Annotated in this window: 15 protein-coding genes and 1 pseudogene; 8 read left to right on the plus strand and 8 right to left on the minus strand. The window is 70.8% G+C overall.

Annotated features, from left to right (window positions below; all coding sequences use genetic code 11):
- Window positions 1–39: 39 nt before the first annotated feature.
- Window positions 40–519, minus strand: coding sequence for an Lrp/AsnC family transcriptional regulator (locus IG78_RS0130020; protein ID WP_030568778.1), 480 nt, complete (start codon window positions 517–519; stop codon window positions 40–42).
- A 121-nt stretch (window positions 520–640) separates the two neighbouring features.
- Between IG78_RS0130020 and hppD the strand changes: the two genes are divergently transcribed.
- Window positions 641–1786, plus strand: a complete 1146-nt coding sequence (gene hppD / locus IG78_RS0130025; RefSeq protein ID WP_030568780.1) for a 4-hydroxyphenylpyruvate dioxygenase — start codon at window positions 641–643, stop codon at window positions 1784–1786.
- Window positions 1787–1930: 144 nt separating this feature from the next.
- Here hppD and IG78_RS0130030 read toward each other — a convergent pair whose 3' ends face one another.
- The gene (locus IG78_RS0130030; RefSeq protein WP_225882343.1) at window positions 1931–3550 is read right to left on the minus strand and encodes a tetratricopeptide repeat protein; all 1620 of its coding nucleotides are present in this window, start codon (window positions 3548–3550) and stop codon (window positions 1931–1933) included.
- A gap of 91 nt (window positions 3551–3641) precedes the next feature.
- Here IG78_RS0130030 and IG78_RS0130035 point away from each other — a divergent pair, with 91 nt between their 5' ends.
- Window positions 3642–5075 (plus strand): FAD-binding oxidoreductase, encoded by a 1434-nt coding sequence (locus IG78_RS0130035; RefSeq protein WP_404827805.1) that lies wholly within the window; start codon window positions 3642–3644, stop codon window positions 5073–5075.
- 18 nt (window positions 5076–5093) lie between these two features.
- On the opposite strand, the gene IG78_RS0130040 is transcribed toward IG78_RS0130035, so the two are convergent.
- Window positions 5094–5573 (minus strand): SsgA family sporulation/cell division regulator, encoded by a 480-nt coding sequence (locus IG78_RS0130040; protein WP_030568786.1) that lies wholly within the window; start codon window positions 5571–5573, stop codon window positions 5094–5096.
- Between the two features lie 248 nt (window positions 5574–5821).
- On the opposite strand from IG78_RS0130040, the gene IG78_RS0130045 reads away from it, so the two are divergent.
- Window positions 5822–7582 carry an RDD family protein gene (locus tag IG78_RS0130045; RefSeq protein WP_030568788.1) on the plus strand — a complete coding sequence of 587 codons (1761 nt, stop codon included), beginning with the start codon at window positions 5822–5824 and terminating at the stop codon, window positions 7580–7582.
- Between the two features lie 549 nt (window positions 7583–8131).
- Complete coding sequence (locus IG78_RS0130050) at window positions 8132–8785, plus strand: RDD family protein (protein WP_078965818.1); 654 nt, start codon at window positions 8132–8134, stop codon at window positions 8783–8785.
- A gap of 140 nt (window positions 8786–8925) precedes the next feature.
- Here the strand turns inward: IG78_RS0130050 and IG78_RS0130055 are convergent, their stop codons facing one another.
- On the minus strand, window positions 8926–9246 hold the full coding sequence (locus IG78_RS0130055; protein ID WP_030568792.1) for a hypothetical protein: 321 nt from the start codon (window positions 9244–9246) through the stop codon (window positions 8926–8928).
- A gap of 492 nt (window positions 9247–9738) precedes the next feature.
- On the opposite strand from IG78_RS0130055, the gene IG78_RS0130060 reads away from it, so the two are divergent.
- Together IG78_RS0130060 and IG78_RS0130065 are read left to right on the plus strand one after the other, a co-directional pair.
- Window positions 9739–12177, plus strand: a complete 2439-nt coding sequence (locus IG78_RS0130060; RefSeq protein WP_030568794.1) for an immune inhibitor A domain-containing protein — start codon at window positions 9739–9741, stop codon at window positions 12175–12177.
- A 134-nt stretch (window positions 12178–12311) separates the two neighbouring features.
- Window positions 12312–12629, plus strand: coding sequence for a hypothetical protein (locus tag IG78_RS0130065; protein WP_030568796.1), 318 nt, complete (start codon window positions 12312–12314; stop codon window positions 12627–12629).
- Here IG78_RS0130065 and IG78_RS44365 read toward each other — a convergent pair.
- From IG78_RS44365 to IG78_RS0130085, 4 genes and pseudogenes are all read right to left on the minus strand, one after another.
- Window positions 12547–13740 (minus strand): YncE family protein, encoded by a 1194-nt coding sequence (locus IG78_RS44365; RefSeq protein WP_051853050.1) that lies wholly within the window; start codon window positions 13738–13740, stop codon window positions 12547–12549. The genes IG78_RS0130065 and IG78_RS44365 overlap by 83 nt on opposite strands.
- A 70-nt stretch (window positions 13741–13810) precedes the next feature.
- Entirely contained in the window at window positions 13811–14110 is a 300-nt protein-coding gene (locus IG78_RS51735; protein ID WP_030568799.1) for a hypothetical protein, read from the minus strand.
- Window positions 14052–14540 (minus strand): annotated as a pseudogene (locus tag IG78_RS46470) (isochorismatase family protein); the annotation flags it as partial. The gene IG78_RS51735 and the pseudogene IG78_RS46470, both read right to left, overlap by 59 nt.
- Before the next feature lie 249 nt (window positions 14541–14789).
- Window positions 14790–16127 carry a nicotinate phosphoribosyltransferase gene (locus tag IG78_RS0130085; protein ID WP_030568802.1) on the minus strand — a complete coding sequence of 446 codons (1338 nt, stop codon included), beginning with the start codon at window positions 16125–16127 and terminating at the stop codon, window positions 14790–14792.
- An 80-nt stretch (window positions 16128–16207) separates the two neighbouring features.
- On the opposite strand from IG78_RS0130085, the gene clpS reads away from it, so the two are divergent.
- Window positions 16208–16525, plus strand: a complete 318-nt coding sequence (gene clpS / locus IG78_RS0130090; RefSeq protein WP_030568804.1) for an ATP-dependent Clp protease adapter ClpS — start codon at window positions 16208–16210, stop codon at window positions 16523–16525.
- 11 nt (window positions 16526–16536) lie between these two features.
- Window positions 16537–17142 carry a DUF2017 domain-containing protein gene (locus IG78_RS0130095; RefSeq protein ID WP_030568805.1) on the plus strand — a complete coding sequence of 202 codons (606 nt, stop codon included), beginning with the start codon at window positions 16537–16539 and terminating at the stop codon, window positions 17140–17142.
- Window positions 17143–17426: the final 284 nt, after the last annotated feature.

Consider the following 17426-nt stretch of genomic DNA (forward strand, 5'->3'; position numbering starts at 1 on the left):
TCGCCCGCGTGCGCCGCGTATTCCTACCGCCGCGTATCCCTACCCACGTCCCGCGTCGCCGGACGCCTGTTCCACGAGCGGGATGAACCGCAGCGGAACGGGGTTCTCCATGACGATCGCCGTGGAGGCCCGGACGATGCCATCAAAACCCACCACCCTGTCGATCACACGTTGGAGATCGGCGTTCGAGCGCGCCACCAGACGGCAGAGCATGTCGCCGTGACCGGTGATGGTGTGCAGTTCGAGGACCTCGGCCACCGTCGCCAAATGGGCCCGTACGTCGGCGCCCTGACCCTGTTTGATCTCCAGCGTCGCGAACGCGGTGACCGGGTAGCCGAGCGCCGCGGGATCGACGTCGGGACCGAAGCCGCGGATGACTCCGTTCGACTGAAGGCGGTCCATCCGGGCCTGCACCGTGCCGCGCGCGACGCCGAGCCGCCGGGACGCCTCCAGCACCCCGATCCGTGGCTCGCGCGCGAGCAGCACGATGAGCCTGCCGTCCAGATGATCGATCGCCATGTGGCCTCCCTGATGAGCATCCTGTACAGAACGCCCGCTGACTCTTGCATCGAGCTGTGCACGTTGACCAGTGAAAACGCGAACTATTGCGCAGCTTGTGGATCGGCGGGACTCTCGACGCATGACTCAGACCACACACACCACCCCCGACACCGCGCGCGAGGCCGACCCCTTCCCGGTCAAGGGAATGGACGCGGTCGTCTTCGCCGTGGGCAATGCCAAGCAGGCCGCGCACTACTACTCCACGGCGTTCGGCATGAAGCTCGTGGCCTACTCCGGACCGGAGAACGGCAGCCGCGAGACGGCCAGTTACGTCCTCACCAACGGTGGCGCGCGCTTCGTCCTCACCTCCGTCATCAAGGCGTCGAGCGACTGGGGCACCTTCCTCGCCGACCACGTCACCGCGCACGGCGACGGCGTGGTCGACCTCGCCATCGAGGTGCCGGACGCGCGGGCCGCGTACGCGTACGCCGTCGAGCACGGCGCCCGCGGCATCGAGGAGCCCCACGAGGTCAAGGACGAGCACGGCACCGTCGTGCTCGCCGCGATCGCCACGTACGGCAAGACCCGGCACACGCTGGTGGAGCGCTCCGGGTACACCGGGCCCTACCTGCCCGGCTACGTCGCCGCCGAGCCCATGGTCGAGCCGCCCGCCAAGCGCACCTTCCAGGCCATCGACCACTGCGTGGGCAACGTCGAGCTCGGGAAGATGAACGAGTGGGTGGGCTTCTACAACAAGGTCATGGGCTTCACGAACATGAAGGAGTTCGTGGGTGACGACATCGCCACCGAGTACTCGGCGCTGATGTCCAAGGTCGTCGCCGACGGCACGCTCAAGGTCAAGTTCCCGATCAACGAGCCCGCCATCGCGAAGAAGAAGTCGCAGATCGACGAGTACCTGGAGTTCTACGGCGGCGCGGGCGTCCAGCACATCGCGCTCGCCACGAACGACATCGTCGCGACGGTACGGGCCATGCGGGCCGGCGGTGTGCAGTTCCTGGACACCCCCGACTCCTACTACGACACCCTCGGCGAGTGGGCCGGCGAGACCCGGGTGCCCGTGGAGACCCTGCGCGAGCTGAAGATCCTCGTCGACCGTGACGAGGACGGCTATCTGCTCCAGATCTTCACCAAGCCGGTCCAGGACCGGCCCACCGTCTTCTTCGAGATGATCGAACGCCACGGCTCGATGGGCTTCGGCAAGGGCAACTTCAAGGCGCTCTTCGAGGCGATCGAGCGCGAGCAGGAGAAGCGCGGGAACCTGTAGCCGGCCGGCACCCGGGTGAACGGCCCGCCGCTACCGCGGCGGGTTCTCCCACCCACCCACCAGTTCCCCCGCCTTCCCCGCTGTGGGCAATCGTCCCGCAGGGCGGGACGGGTGGGCACAGCTACGGTGCGGATCTGTGGGCGTTCACCGGTCCGACGTACGGGGCTCGGGCTTCCCCGAGGGCTTCGGCGAGGGCAGCGGAGCGGGAACCTCCCCGGGCGGGGCGTACACCTGCGAGGGCCCACCCCCGGGCGGCTCCCCGAGGGCACCGAGTGCCTTGCGCGCCGCGGGCACCCCGAGCGGCGAGAAGTAGGGATTGATCCGCAGCGCCTCGCTCAGATGCCGCCGCGCGGCCCCGTACCGCTCAAGAGCCCGCTCGATCTCCCCCCGGTGATAGAAGAACACCGCACTGCGCGGCCCCTTCTTCACCGCCGCCTCCACATGCTTGAGCCCCGCCTTGGAGTCCCCGGCCCGATGCAGCGCCCACCCGAGGGCATCCGCGTTCTCCGGGCTCCCGTGCCGCTTGAACTCCGCGGTGAGCCGCCGCACCGCCGACTCCGGATCCCCGTGGTCCGCCTCGAACCGGCCGAGCACCCGCTCGTCGTTCACCCCGCCGAGCGCCGCCTGCTTCACCCGCGTCCGCAGCAGGTCGTACTGCGCGCGGGCGGCGGGCCGCAGCTTCAGGAACTCGTACAGCTCGCCGAGCTCCAGGGCGTACTCGGGCGCGGGCTGCCGGGCGAGCGCGCCCTGGTAGGCGCGCAGCGCCTCCGACGTGCGGCCGAGCGCCGCGAGGGCCCGCCCCTTCCCGGCCAGCGAGGGGTGGTGGTCGGGGTCGGCCGACAGCGCCGCCTCGTAGTGGCGCAGCGCGTCGGCGGGCTCGCCACGCTCCCAGGACAGCTCCCCGACCTGGTACAGACAGGCGGCACGCTCCGCCGGGCTCTTCGCCAGCGCGGCCGCGTCCGTGAGCGCAGCCGCCGCGTCCTCGCGCCAGCCCCGGTCCCGGAACACCGTCCCGGTCCGCACCCGCACCGCCGCCCCGGAGCGCAGCTTGCGCACCTGTTCGAGGGCGCGCGCGACGCCCTTGGTGTCCCCGAGCCCCCGGTAGGCGTCGAGGAGGGCCGCGTGCGCCGTCCACCGCCTCGGGGCGAGCCGCACCGCCTGCTCGCCCCACTTCTTCGCGGCCCTGAAGTCGTGCCGGGCGTTGCCGAGCGCGGCCAGGCCGGTGAGGGCCTGCACATTGCCCTCGGGCCGCGCCTTCAGTGACGTACGCAGCGCGTGCTCGGCCTTCGGGTAGTACCCGGAGTCGGCGGTCCTGAGGCCCCGCTCCACATAGGCGGAGCCGAGCACCGACCATGACTCGTCGTCCCCGGGATAGGCCCGCAGATGGGCCTCGCGCTCACCGATGAGCACCGCGAGGTCGGAGAGCGCGGCCGGTGTCCCCGCCCCCACCGCCGCCATCGCCCGCCCGGAGGGACCGAGCGCGGGCGGCTTCGCGTCCTCACCTCGCCCCTGGGCCAGCAGGACACCGCCGAGCACGGCACAGCCCACCAGCGTGCCGACGACGGCACCCCGCAGGGCGGGGGAGCGGAGCGGTCCTGGCAGACCCGGAAGGGCCGCCCGGGACCTCCGCGAACCCCCCGGGCCCCGCGAGGTCCGCGAGTGCCGGGGGATCCGTACGTCCGAACTCAGCACGGCCCGCCTGTCCGACGGTCCTGGCGGGGGCGGCGCGGCGGATGCGTCCTGCGGGGTCTCCTCGGTCTCCATGGCGTTCACTGTGCGTCAATACGAAGAGCACATCCCGGCACACGAACGGCGTCGCACACGGGTTCACACCGATGGCCCCGAGTGCGAGGCTGTGATCATGAGCAGTGGCACGCACAGCACGCCCGACGCCCTCGGCGCCCCCGACACCCGCGCCGGTGGACCCGGTCTGATCGAACGGCTGCGCGCGGGCCTCCCCGCGGACGCCGTCCTCACCGACCCCGACGTCACCTCGTCGTACGCACACGACATGGCGAGCTTCTGCGAAGCGGGCACCCCGGCCGTCGTCGTGCTGCCGCGCACCGTCGAGCAGGTCCAGCACGTGCTGCGCACGGCCACCGCCCTGCGTGTCCCCGTCGTCCCGCAGGGCGCGCGCACGGGCCTGTCCGGGGCGGCGAACGCCACCGAGGGCTGCGTCGTCCTGTCGCTCGTCAAGATGGACCGCATCCTGGAGATCAGCCCCGTCGACCGGATCGCCGTCGTCGAGCCCGGCGTCATCAACGCCACGCTCTCGCGCGCGGTCGGCGAGCACGGCCTGACCTACCCGCCGGACCCGTCGAGCTGGGAGATGTGCACCATCGGCGGCAACATCGGCACGGCCTCCGGCGGCCTGTGCTGTGTGAAGTACGGGGTGACGGCCGAGTACGTCATCGGACTCGACGTCGTCCTCGCCGACGGACGTCTCCTTCGCACCGGCAGGCGCACCGCCAAGGGCGTCGCCGGATACGATCTGACGCGTCTCTTCGTCGGCTCGGAGGGCAGCCTCGGCGTCGTCGTGCGCGCCGTCCTCGCGCTGAAGCCCCAGCCGCCCCGGCAACTGGTCCTCGCGGCCGAGTTCGGTTCCGCGGCCGCGGCCTGCGACGCCGTCTGCCGGATCATGGCGGCCGGGCATGTGCCCTCGCTCCTTGAGCTGATGGACCGTACGACCGTCCGGGCCGTCAACGCCCTTGCCCACATGGGCCTGCCCGAGACCACCGAGGCCCTGCTCCTCGCCGCCTTCGACACCCCCGACCCGGCCGCCGACCTCGCCGCCGTCGGCGCCCTGTGCGAGGCGGCGGGCGCGACCCAGGTCGTTCCGGCGGAGGACGCGGCCGAGTCCGAACTCCTTCTGCAGGCACGGCGGCTCTCCCTCACCGCCCTCGAAGCGGTCAAGGGCACGACGATGATCGACGACGTGTGCGTGCCGCGCTCACGCCTCGGCGACATGCTCGAAGGCGTCGAGCGCGTCGCCGACAAGTACGGCCTGACGATCGGGGTCTGCGCGCACGCGGGCGACGGCAACACCCACCCCACCGTCTGCTTCGACGCGGCGGACCCCGACGAGTCGCGGCGCGCCCGCGAGTCCTTCGACGAGATCATGGCGCTCGGCCTCGAACTCGGCGGCACCATCACCGGTGAACACGGCGTCGGCGTCCTGAAGAAGGAGTGGCTCGCGCGTGAGCTGGGGCCGGTGGGCGTGGAGATGCAGCGCGCCGTCAAGGCCGCGTTCGACCCGCACCACCTCCTCAACCCCGGCAAGCTCTTCTGACCCGGCACGGCCGGGTACTCACTCACCGTCCTTGGACTCGTCCGAGGGCCACGGGTCGCGCAGCCACAGCTCGTCGGCGCGGCCGGTGGTGGGGGCGAGCAGCTCGGCGAGGCCGTCGTCGATGCCGAGCCGCTCGGCCTCAGAGCCCGGAGGGACCACCCGCAGGGTGCGCTCCAGCCAGGCCGACACGGCGGGCGCCGGGGCCTCCAGGAGGGCGTCGCCGTCCGGTGAGCTGAGTGCCATCAGGACCACGGACCGGCCGTCGACCTTCGTCGGCCACACCCGCACATCGCCGTGGCCGCAGGGCCTGAACACCCCCTCCACCAGGAGTTCCCGGGCGAACGTCCAGTTCACCGGGGACTCGGAGCCGATGTGGAAGGCGATGTGGACGGCGTAGGGGTCGTCGGTCCTGTAGGTGAGTCGGGCCGGAACGGGGATCGCCCGTTCCGGCGAGAGGACGAGTTTGAGCTCAAGCTCGCGTTCCACCACGGTGTGCATGTCGGGTGCGCTTCCCTTCTCGCTGTACCGGGCCCGTGGCCGGGCCCGCAGTGAGTGAGAGCGCCTGGACCGCCGGGCATTACGCGAGTTCGGGAAGTTTTTTCGACACCGGGTGCCGGACGGCCGGGCGTGACGGGGAGGAACCGTGCACGGAAGGGGGCGGAGCGGCGGGAGCCGCCCGACGGAACACGCGGGTCTGATAGATGTGGAGCCCCACAAGACCCCCGAGCAGATACGGGACGACGGACATGAGCGCCCCAACCCCGGCCCCCGGCGACGACAGGCCCCGCGAAGGCTACTACCCCGATCCGTCCATTCCGGGATATGTCCGGTACTGGAACGGTGCGTCCTGGGTGCCGGGAACGAGCCGGCCCGCGCCGTCCGACGGTGAACCGCTGCCCGCGCCCCCGCAGCCGGCGTCCCCGCAGCAGGCGCACGGGGTGCCCACGGCGGCGGAGGAGACGGGACCGGTGTTCTTCGACGAGGAGCCGGGCGGGGTGACGCAGACGACAGGACCGGCGACGGGCGAGTACAGCGTGGCCGTCCCCGGGGACCCCGGGGACGCGCAGCACGGGAGCAGGCCCGAGCCCGCGACGGCCTGGCTTGCGGACTCGGCCCGGCAGACCGGTCTCGGCGGCGAGCAGGACCAGCGGGTGTCGTGGGGCTCGCCGGGACGACCGGACCCCCGGGTGCCCGGTGCTGGGTCGGCGCCCGGCGCGGCGGCAGCGGACGGCGGGGGTACGGCGGGCGCGGCCGAGGGCGGCGCGCCGCGCGTACCGGCGCAGCAGCAGCCCGGGGCGCGGCAGGAGCCGGAGCAACCGGCGCAGGCTCCGGCGTCCGGTGACCGCCAGGACCGGCACGACCGTACGGAGGCCGACGGCCCCGGCACGGTGACGATCCGCGCCGTCAAGCCCGGCGTACCGAAGCCCACCAGCGGCGAGGGCACGGTGACCTTCCGCAGGCCGACGGGCCCGGTGAAGCCCGCGGGGTCCGGGACACCGGGCGCGGACGGCGGCACGGACGGCACGATGTCGATCCGGGCCGTGCGGCCCAAGTCCACCCCGTCGGTGGCTGCTTCCGGTACGGGCGCCGCGGGCGCGGCTGCCGCGAGCACGGGTGCCCCCGCGGCGGCGCAGGCCGCGGGACCCCAGGCGGGCCCTCAGCAGGCCGTGCCTCCACGGCCCGCGCCGCAGCAATCCGGGCCCGCGCAGGCCGCGTCCGCTCAGGCCGCGTCCGCGCAGTCCGCGACCCCGCAGTCCGTCCCCCCGCAGGCGGGGCCGCCCGCGGGACAAGGCGGTGCCGCTGGTGCCCCCGGTGCGGCCGACTCCCCGGTGACGTCGGGTCCCGGGGGCGGTGCGGCGTCCTGGGCGCAGCAGGTGCACCAGCTCGCCCAGGCGTCCGGGCAGCAGGCGTCCGGGCAGCAGGCGTCCGCACAGGGGCTCTCGGCACCGCAGGCCGAGGGCCCGGTGCTGCCGTGGAAGCCGGTGGCCGCCGACCCCTTCGCGGCGGTGGTGCAGGCCCAGGCGTCGGCGCGGCCCGCGGCGCTCGGCAAGCGGTTCGCGGCCCGGCTCATCGACACGGTCGTCCTGGCCGCCGTCACCGCGGGCGCGGCACTGCCGCTCGGCATGCGCGCGGCGGACCACATCGACAGCAAGATCGACGCGGCGAAGCTGTCGGGCGAGAAGGTCACGGTGTGGCTGCTCGACGGGACCACGGCCGGCTACCTGGGGACCGTGCTCGGGGTGCTGCTACTCTTCGGCGTCCTGTACGAGGCGCTGCCCACGGCCAAGTGGGGCCGCACCCTAGGCAAGAGGGTGTGCGGGATCGAGGTCCGGGACATCGAGGAGCACGCGGCGCCGTCGTTCGGCGCGGCACTGCGGCGGTGGCTCGTGTACAGCGTGCCGGGCGTACTGGTGATCGGGCTCGTCGGCATGGTGTGGTGCGTGTTCGACCGCCCGTGGCGCCAGTGCTGGCACGACAAGGCGGCGAACACCTTCGTGGCGGGTTGATCGGCGATCTGTGACGCTCGCCGCAAACCGACCGGCGGTGATATCGAGCCCGACCGGCGGTGATATCGAGCCCGACCGGCGGTGATATCGAGCCCGACCGGCGGTGATATCGAGCCCGTCCGGTGGAGATACCAAGCCCGTCCGGCGTTTGAGGACGAGCCCGGAGGGCGATGGGCGTCCACCCCGGCTGGTGGTGGTATCGAGCCTGTCGGGTGGTGATATCGAGCCCGTCCGGTGGTGATATCAAGCCTGTCCGGCGTTTGAGGACGAGCCCGGAGGGCGATCGACGTCTACCCCGGCTGGCGGTGGTATCGAGTCCGTCCGGTGGTGATATCGAGCCTGTCCGGCGTTTGAGGACGAGCCCGGAGGGCGATGGGCGTCCACCCCGATTGGCGGTGGTATCGAGCCCGTCCGGTGGTGATATCAAGCCCGTCCGGCGATTGAGGACGAGCCCCGGGGGCGATCGACGTCCACCCCGGCCGACGGGGAGGTAACCCGGACAGCCGTCCGTCGGATGCGGCACCCCCCGGTCCGCGATCCACTCACCTCATGAGTACCGACCCGCCGCAATACCCCAACCCCCCGGACCCCGAGGACAACGACCCCTTCCGGAAGCAACCGCCCCCACCGCCGGGAGGCGCCCCACCCCCGGGAGGCGCCCCACCGCCGGGAGACACCCCACCCCCGGGCGGAGGAAGCCCGTACGGAGGCGACCCCTACGGGGGCGGATACGGCGGCCAGGACCCCCTCGCCGGCATGCCCCCGCTAGCGGACAGCGGCAAACGCGTCCTCGCCCGCATCATCGACATGCTGCTCGTCGGCATCGTCGTCTGGCTCCTGACGCTGCTGTTCGGGACGAACGAGTACGACCTCGACCCGGACGAGGTCGAGGCCGGTAAGTCGTTCGGCCAGTCGCTGCTGGCCGCGGTGCTCTACATGGCGTACGACAGCTACTTCATCTCCAGGACCGGCCAGACACTGGGCAAGAAGTGGATGGGGCTGCGGGTCGCGAACCTCAACGACGGTGCGACGCCCACCCTGCAGACGGCGCTCGTGCGCTCCGCGGTCCTGTGGCTGCCGTTCGCGTTCTGCTGCGCGTGCATCTGGACGGCGATCTGCGGCGGCTGGAGCTTCTTCGACAAGCCGTACAAGCAGGGCCTGCACGACAAGGCCGCCAAGACCGTGGTGGTCAGCGTGCGGTGAGCCCGCGCGGACGGTGCGGAAACCCGGGCGCGGCACGGGCCGGGGTGCGGGCACGCGTACGGCCCGGCGCTGCGGCGGCGCCGGGCGGTACGGCGTACGGCGGGTTCGTGGCGGCCGTCACGTGCAAGGCACGGACGGCGTCACGGACCCGCCGGTTCGCGTACGGGGTGGGCCGGGCGGGACGGGTGGGTCTGGTGGGTGGCGGGGTCGGGGGTGAGCACGGTGCGCTGTACCGGAATTTGATCCTCCGGGGCCTTGGCCGCGGGCTCCGCGACCGGCTCCGGAGCCCGTTGGGGCAGGGGTACCGTCAGCGCCACGAGCAGCCCGAGGCCGAGCGCGGCGAAGGTTATGACCGCGATACCCGGCGTCGAACTCGCCTGGGAGAGCAACAGCATGGCGAGAGCGCTACAGACGACGGTCACGGAACCGTAGGTGAGCTGTGCGACGGTCGGACGAGGCATGGGGCGAGACATGGCGTGATCCGTCCTCGGGACAGCGGTGCGGGGGAGAGATCCAGACGAAGTGGACGTATAAGAATCAAAGGGTGCTCAAAGGTGCCGACTTGGAAGCCTCGCCGAGTACCCGTGCGCACCGTCGAATTGACTCTATTCGCCTGCATGCCCGACGGGAACGAGCGGTAAGCGTGACCTAACGCACGGTGCCGGAGCACAGGGGGCGCACCGATTCACGCGTCCCGCCAACTGGACGGCGCGGCGCGCCTGTTGTGGGGACGCCGTCCGACCCGGGTGCGCTGCCGGGTGGCGGTGGACGGAGTCCGGATATCGGACACGCGAGCGCGCATAGGGCACTTGGCCTGTTCAAGTCAAGGTCTGTCTTTTCTTCGTTCTCTCCGGTCGAATGTCGTCACTTGTGACGCGCATATCGCGCGCGGACCTCTCTCCGACCGGGAAGTTTCGGTCCGTGAACGCGGGCGCGGGGGAGGACAGCATCAAGTGACAGTCAAGAGACGGACGTATCGAGCGGCCGCGGCTGCGGTGGCTCTCGCGGCGGCGACCGCGACGTTCTCGGCGTACGGAGTGGCGGCTGCCGACGACGGCGGGAGCGCCGCCAGGGCGTCCGCGTCGGACAAGGCGCCCGCCATCGACCGCCGCGATCCGGCGGACGCCAAGACCCATGTCGACCACGACCTCGAGGGGCCGTTCAGCAAGCAGCAGGCGCAGCATCGCAAGGCCGCCCTTGAACAGGTCGTCGCGGGTGACGCCAAGGTTCAGAAGCGCGACGGGTCCAACGTCGTGAAGCTCGACGACAAGAAGTACGTCGAGCTGGGCCGGGAGAAGACCGACAAGATCTTCACGATCCTGGTCGAGTTCGGGAACAAGGTGGACGACACCACCATGTACGACCCGGACGGTCCCGACGGGCCCGAGCAGCCGGTCAAGAAGTACGGCGGCGAGCCGGGTCCCGCGCACAACAAGATAGCCAAGCCGGACCGTGCGAAGGACAACAGCACGGCCTGGCAGGCGGACTACAACCAGAAGCACTTCAAGGACCTGTACTTCGGCAAGGGCAAGGACAGCAAGGGCAAGCCCAAGCACTCGCTGAAGACCTACTACGAGAAGACCTCCTCCGGCCGCTACTCGGTCGACGGCACGGTCTCCGACTGGGTCAAGGTCGACTACAACGAGGCCCGATACGGCTCCAACTACTGCGGCGACTCCAACTGCGCCAACGTGTGGGACGCGGTGCGCGACGGCACGACGGCCTGGGTCAAGGACCAGAAGGCCAAGGGCCGCACGGACGCGCAGATCAAGGCGGACCTCGCCAAGTACGACCTGTGGGACCGCTACGACTTCGACGGCGACGGCGACTTCAACGAGCCCGACGGGTACATCGACCACTTCCAGATCGTGCACGCGGGCGAGGACGAGTCCGCGGGCGGCGGCGCCGAGGGCGAGAACGCCCTGTGGGCGCACCGCTGGTACGCGTACGGCAACGACGCGGGCAAGACCGGTCCGGCGGACAACAAGTCCGGCGGCACCCAGATCGGCGACTCGGGCATCTGGGTCGGCGACTACACGATGCAGCCGGAGAACGGCGGCCTCGGTGTCTTCGCCCACGAGTACGGCCACGACCTGGGCCTGCCCGACCTGTACGACACCACGGGCCAGGCCGAGAACTCGGTCGGCTTCTGGTCGCTGATGTCGGCGGGCTCCTGGCTCGGCACCGCCAAGAACGCCATCGGTGACCTGCCCGGCGACATGACCGCCTGGGACAAGTTCCAGTTGGGCTGGCTCGACTACGCCAAGGCCAAGGCCGCGACGACCTCCGAGCACAAGCTCGGCGTGGCGGAGTACAACACCCGGCACCGCCAGGCGCTCCTCGTCGACCTGCCCAAGAAGGCGGTCACCACCACGATCGTGAAGCCCGCCGCGGGCTCCAAGCAGTGGTGGAGCGACCAGGGTGACGACCTGAAGAACACCCTCACCCGCTCCGTGGACCTCACCGGCAAGTCCAAGGCCGAGCTCTCCCTCAAGGGCTGGTGGGACATCGAGGCCAACTACGACTACCTCTACACCGAGGTGTCCACCGACGGCGGCGCCAACTGGACGCCCGTCGACGGCAAGGCCGACGGCAAGCAGATCACCCGTGACGCGGGCGACAAGCCGGCCCTGACCGGCGTCTCGACGAAGTACCAGAGCCTGGTCTTCCCGCTGGACGCCTACGCCGGCAAGAAGATCGACCTCCGCTTCCGCTACGCCACCGACGGCGGCACCGCGGGCAAGGGCTTCGCCGCCGACGCCCTCACGGTGACCGCGGACGGCGCCAAGCTGTTCGAGGACGGCGCCGAGGGCGACGACAACGGCTGGCGGACGAAGGGCTTCTCGCGCATCGGAGAGTCCTTCACCAAGAAGTACGACCAGTACTACCTCGCGGAGAACCGCCAGTACGTGTCGTACGACAAGACGCTGGAGAAGGGTCCGTACAACTTCGGCTTCTCCGCGTCGCGTCCCGACTGGGTCGAGCACTACCCCTACCAGACCGGCCTGATGATCTGGCAGTGGGACACCTCCCAGAAGGACAACAACGTCAGCCAGCACCCCGGCAAGGGTCTGATCCTGCCGGTCGACGCCCACGCCAAGCCGATGAAGTGGAAGGACGGCACGCTCCTGCGGAACAAGATCCAGCCGTTCGACGCGCCCTTCTCGAAGTACGCGACGGACGCGTTCACGCTGCACAACGCGGACGTGGCGCTCAAGATCAAGTCCAAGAAGGGCGTCCCGGTCTTCGACGACCGCAAGGGCACCTACTGGTACGCGGAGAACCCCACGGGAAGTGTCAAGGTCACTGACACCAACACTCGGATCAAGATCGTCAAGCAGCCGAAGGATGGCTCGACGATCACGGTCGAGGTGGGACGCTCCTCGAAGTAATTTGCGTCATCGCAGGTCATAGGCCTGTGTCCAGCCGATCGGCCGTCGCCCTCTAGCGGGCGGCGGCCGATCGTGTTTAGGTGCGTCCTGTGGTTCTCTTATTGACACGACGTCTCACGGGGGTGTGACACAGCATGGCCGCAGGAGGTTTCTGCAAGCTGCCGAACGGCACCGTGGTGGTGGCGCTGACCCTGCCGGGACCACCGCCGGACGGCACCGAGAAGGTCCGTGTGCTCGTGCACGCGGTGAACCGGGCGCGGGCCCTGACCAGGCTGCGCAACCTCGGTCTCCGGGCGGTCTATCTGCGCGGCAACGCACGCCCGCCCACACCGGACGAGGTCACGGCGGTGTTGCACCACCCGGACGGTCTCATATGGCGCACGGAGGCCACCGTGACCGGAGAGCTGTGGCATCCGATCCGGGCGCTGCTCGGGCGGCGCGCCGCCGCGTAGGGCACCTGCCGCGGTCCGCGGCCCCCCCCCCCCCCCCCCCCCCCCCCCCCCCCCCGGGCTGGTTCCCCGCGGGCAGGGTCGCCCGTACCTTCTGTGTCGTCGGGCTGACCACCGAGACGGTGTCGGAGCCCTCGTTGGTGACCCAGACCCGGTTGCCGCCCGGGCTGAGCGCGAGGCCCTGGGGCGTCTTGCCCACGGGCACCCGGCCGATGACCCGGCCGGTCGAGGTGTCGATGATCAGGAGTGTGTCGTCCCCGGAGTCGGCGGCGTACAGGCGAAGCCCGTCGGGGCTGACCCCGAGGCCCAGCGGACCCTTGCCGACCGCCCAGGTGGCGGCCACCTTACGGGTGCCGGTGTCGATGACCGAGATGGTGCCGGAGCCCGTATTGGCGACGTAGACCCTGTCACCCTTCACGGTGCCGGTGATCCCGCTGGGGAAGTCACCCACCGGGATGCGGGCCACCGGGCGGTTCTCCTTGGACAGCACGGTGACATCGTTGGTGCCGCTGTTGCTGACGTAGGTGATGTCGCCGGGCAGGGTGGCCACGCTGTGCGGGAGTTCCCCCACGGGGGTGGTCGCGGTGACCCTGCGGGTGGCGGCGTCGATGACCGACACGGTGTCGCTGCCCCAGTTCGCGGTGTAGATCCGGTCCCCGTCACGGCTCGGGGTTGCCGAGAACGGGTACGAGCCGACGGGGACGGTCGCCACGACCTTGTGGTGGGTGGTCTCGATGAAGGAGACGGTGTTGGACGGGCCGTTCGCCACGTACACGGTGGCGCCGTCGGGGGCCGCGCCCACACCGGTGGGGCCGTTGCCGACCTCCGTGGACGTGACGCGCCGCTCCAGGCGGACGTCGAAGGAGTGGGCGGTTCCGGTACCGCTGCTCGCCACGTAGGCGATGATCCGCATCGGGAAGCCGCCGCCGGGCGCACCCTTCGACCCCGGTTCCACCGCCGGGGGTACGGGCGGCCAGGGCGAGGCCGCGACCGAGGCGCACGCCATGGCCGTGAGCGCGGCACCGACCGTCACTCTGGAACGGAAGCGGCGGGTGTTCGCGGCGTGAGCGCGCCGGGAGCCGGGGATACGGCCGGACAGGACAGAGCGCAGCATGGCATCACCTTTGGGGCTGGCGTTCGAGAAGGCCTCGGCAGACACATACGTTCAAACGCCGGACAGGTGTTTAGCGCACGGCAGGAAGAAGAAGTCGTTCTTTCGCACAGGGCCAGGTGGGCCAATGCGGCTGTGCGGGTGAAGGCGGGCGCGCGAAGGGCTGGAGGACCGACTCGCCGGTGACCTGGAGGACCGGCTTGCCGGTGACCTGGAGGACCGGCTTGCCGGTGACCTGGAGGAGCGGCTTGCCGGTGACCTGGAGGAGCGGCTTGCCGGTGACCTGGAGGAGCGGCTTGCCGGTGACCTGGAGGGAGCAGTACGTGCGTACGGAAGCCCGCGCGCACCGCGTCGAGCGCGGTCGCCCGCACACAGTGGTCCGTGGCGATCCCCACCACGTCGACCTCCCGCACCTGCCGCTCCCGCAGCCACACGGCAGGCGAGAGCCCGTTCTCGTCGACGCCCTCGAAACCGCTGTAGGCGGCGGAGCGAGCGCCCTTGTCGAAGACGGCGTCGACCGCCCCGGACGCCACGGCGGGCGCGAAGTTCGGGTGGAAGCCGACGCCCTCCGTGCCCGCCACGCAGTGCGGCGGCCAGGAGTCGACGAAGTCGGGGTGGTCGGAGAAGTGGTCGCCGGGGTCGATGTGGTGGTCGCGGGTGGCCACGACATGGCGGTAGGCGACCGATGCCTGGCCAATGAGTTCGGTGATGGCGGCGGCCACGTCCGCGCCGCCCGGGACCGCCAGGCTGCCCCCTTCGCAGAAGTCGTTCTGTACATCTACGACGATCAGGGCGCGACGCATGGCGGGTTTCCTTAGCTAGCTGGATGAACCGAGCGTAGAGACTTCACGACCGCAGCGGGAGAGGGCGTGGCGGGGCGCACGCGTTCACGGCGGGTACTCACGGGTAGGCACAGGCGGTCACACGCGGTGACACGTATGGAGTCGCGGGTGCTCCCACGGCCACAGGCACTCCCACGCTCCCGGGAACTCCCACGCTCCCGGGAACTCCCACGCTCCCGGGAACTCGCACGCTCCCTGGCACTCCTCCGCTCACAGGTACTCCGTGGGGATGACCGCGTCGCCGCGGGAGAGCTGGGTGGCGGACAGGGGCAGCAGGCCACGGGCCGCCGCGTGCCGCTCCCGCACCGTGTCGAGGGGCTCGCGGGCGATGACGTCGCCGCCCTTGACCAGCTCGACCTGGAGCAGGCTCTCGGCGAGCGCGGCGGGTACCGGACCGGTGCCGACGACCTCGGCCTCCGCGAACCCGTCCGCGTCCGTGCGCCGCGCCGCCCACTTGCGGCCGCCGTGCGAGGACTTCCCGCCGAGCGACTTCTTGGCGACGGGTTCGAGCGGGGCCTTCGGGTCGGCGGAGCGGGCGCGGGCGACCAGCTTGTAGACCATGGAGGCGGTGGGGTGCCCGGACCCCGTGACCAGTTGGGTGCCCACGCCGTAGGCGTCCACGGGCGCCGCCGCGAGGGAGGCGATCGCGTACTCGTCCAGGTCGGATGTGACCACGATCCTGGTGCCGGTCGCGCCGAGCTCGTCCAGTTCCTTGCGCACCCGGTGCGCCACGAGCAGCAGGTCGCCGGAGTCGATGCGGACGGCGCCGAGCTCGGGCCCGGCGATCTCCACGGCCATGCGGACGGCCTCGGTGACGTCGTAGGTGTCGACGAGGAGGGTGGTGCCGCGGCCGAGCGCGTCCACCTGGGCGCGGAAGGCGTCCCGCTCGCTGTCGTGCACCAGCGTGAAGGAGTGCGCGGAGGTGCCGACGGTCGGGATGCCGTAGCGGAACCCGGACGCCAGGTTGGAGGTGGTGGTGAAGCCGCCGACGTACGCGGCCCGGGACGCCGCGACCGCCGCGAGCTCGTGGGTGCGGCGGGCGCCCATCTCGATCAGCGGCCGCCCGCCCGCGGCGGAGGCCATCCGGGACGCGGCGGCCGCGATGGCCGAGTCGTGGTTGAGGATCGACAGGATCACGGTCTCCAGGAGCACGCACTCCGCGAAGCTGCCCTCGACCCTGAGGATCGGCGAGCCGGGGAAGTACACCTCGCCCTCGGGGTAGCCCCAGATGTCCCCGCCGAAGCGGTACGAGGCGAGCCATTCGAGCGTCCGGGCGTCCACCACGCCGCGCTCGCGCAGAAAGTCGAGGACACCGGAGTCGAAGCGGAAGTTCTCGACCGCGTCCAGAACCCGCCCGGTGCCGGCCACCACGCCGTAGCGGCGGCCCTCGGGCAGTCTGCGGGTGAAGACCTCGAAGACCGAGCGCCGGTCGGCGGTGCCGGAGCTCAGCGCGCCCTGGAGCATCGTCAACTCGTAGTGATCCGTGAAGAGCGCGGTGGAGGGGACGTCCACCGGCAGCCCCAAGTCATGCTGCTCCCCAAAGTTCATGTCAAGAATGCTACCCCGCATCTCGTCACTCTGACGATTTCAGGGGTCCGTTTGTGCGGTGGGCCCCTCCGGGTGGCAGCATGGGGCAGGTGAGTAGCGCTGCTCCCGTAGAGATCACCCGCCCGGACGCGGAAGAACAGACCTTCGCGGTCCCCGAGCCGGACGTGCCGTGGATCACGCTCGTGCACAACGACCCGGTCAACCTCATGAGCTACGTGACCTATGTCTTCCAGTCGTACTTCGGGTACTCGAAGGAGAAGGCCACCAAGCTGATGATGGACGTGCACCACAAGGGCCGGGCGGTCGTCTCCAGCGGCAGCCGCGAGGAGATGGAACGCGACGTGCAGGCGATGCACGGATACGGGCTGTGGGCAACGCTCCAGCAGGACCGGAAGTAGCGACGCGACTGATGCCAGGACACTTCGAACCGATCCCGGGGGGCGGCGCCGCCGTCGCGCTCGACGAGGTCGAGATCTCGATCATCCGCTCGCTCGCCGTGCAGCTCCTGGAGCTGATCGGCCCGGGCGAGGAGCCCGCGGGCGACGACGGCGATCCGCTCGCGGAGCTGTTCGCGGAAGGACCGAGCGAGCCGCCCGCCGACCCGGTCCTGAAGCGCCTGCTCCCGGACGCGTACGGCGGTCCCGGCAGCGAGGGCTCCCTGGAGAGGGCCGACGAGCTGCGCGCCTACTCCGCCGAGTTCCGGCGGTTCACGGAGAACGATCTGCGGGCCCGCAAGCGGGACGACGCGCTCACCGTGATCCGCTCCCTGGACGCGCTCACGGTGGCGGGCGAGGGCGGTGCCGTCCTGAAGCTGTCCGCCGACGATTCGCGGTCCTGGCTCGGCTCGCTCAACGATCTGCGCCTCGCGATCGGCGCCCGGCTCGACGTCACGGACGAGGAGGACACGGACATCCTCTACCGGCTGCCGGACACCGACCCGCGCAAGCCCATGGTGATGGCCTATCTGTGGCTCGGCGGCCTCCAGGAGACACTCGTCGAGACGCTGCTGCCGTGACGGTTTCCTGACCGGCGTGTGACGCCTTTTTGAAGATCATGCACGTCCGCTCAACGGGTGCTCAAATCCGCATAACGATCCTGTCACCTCGTTGTCCTGGTTCGTGGCGTCGAGGGAACTTTGTCCGCTTCTTCCTGTGGTGTGTGCCACATAAGGCTCATTCGATCACTGTGGCGGCCGTGATAAATCTTCACGACCGCTCGGTGACGCCACCCATGTCACCGGGGGCGCCAGGGACCGGCAGACCGTCGGCGGCACTCCATCACCATCCGGGGGGATCAGGA

Source organism: Streptomyces aureocirculatus, from assembly GCF_000720475.1.
Classification (GTDB): Bacteria; Actinomycetota; Actinomycetes; order Streptomycetales; family Streptomycetaceae; genus Streptomyces; species Streptomyces aureocirculatus.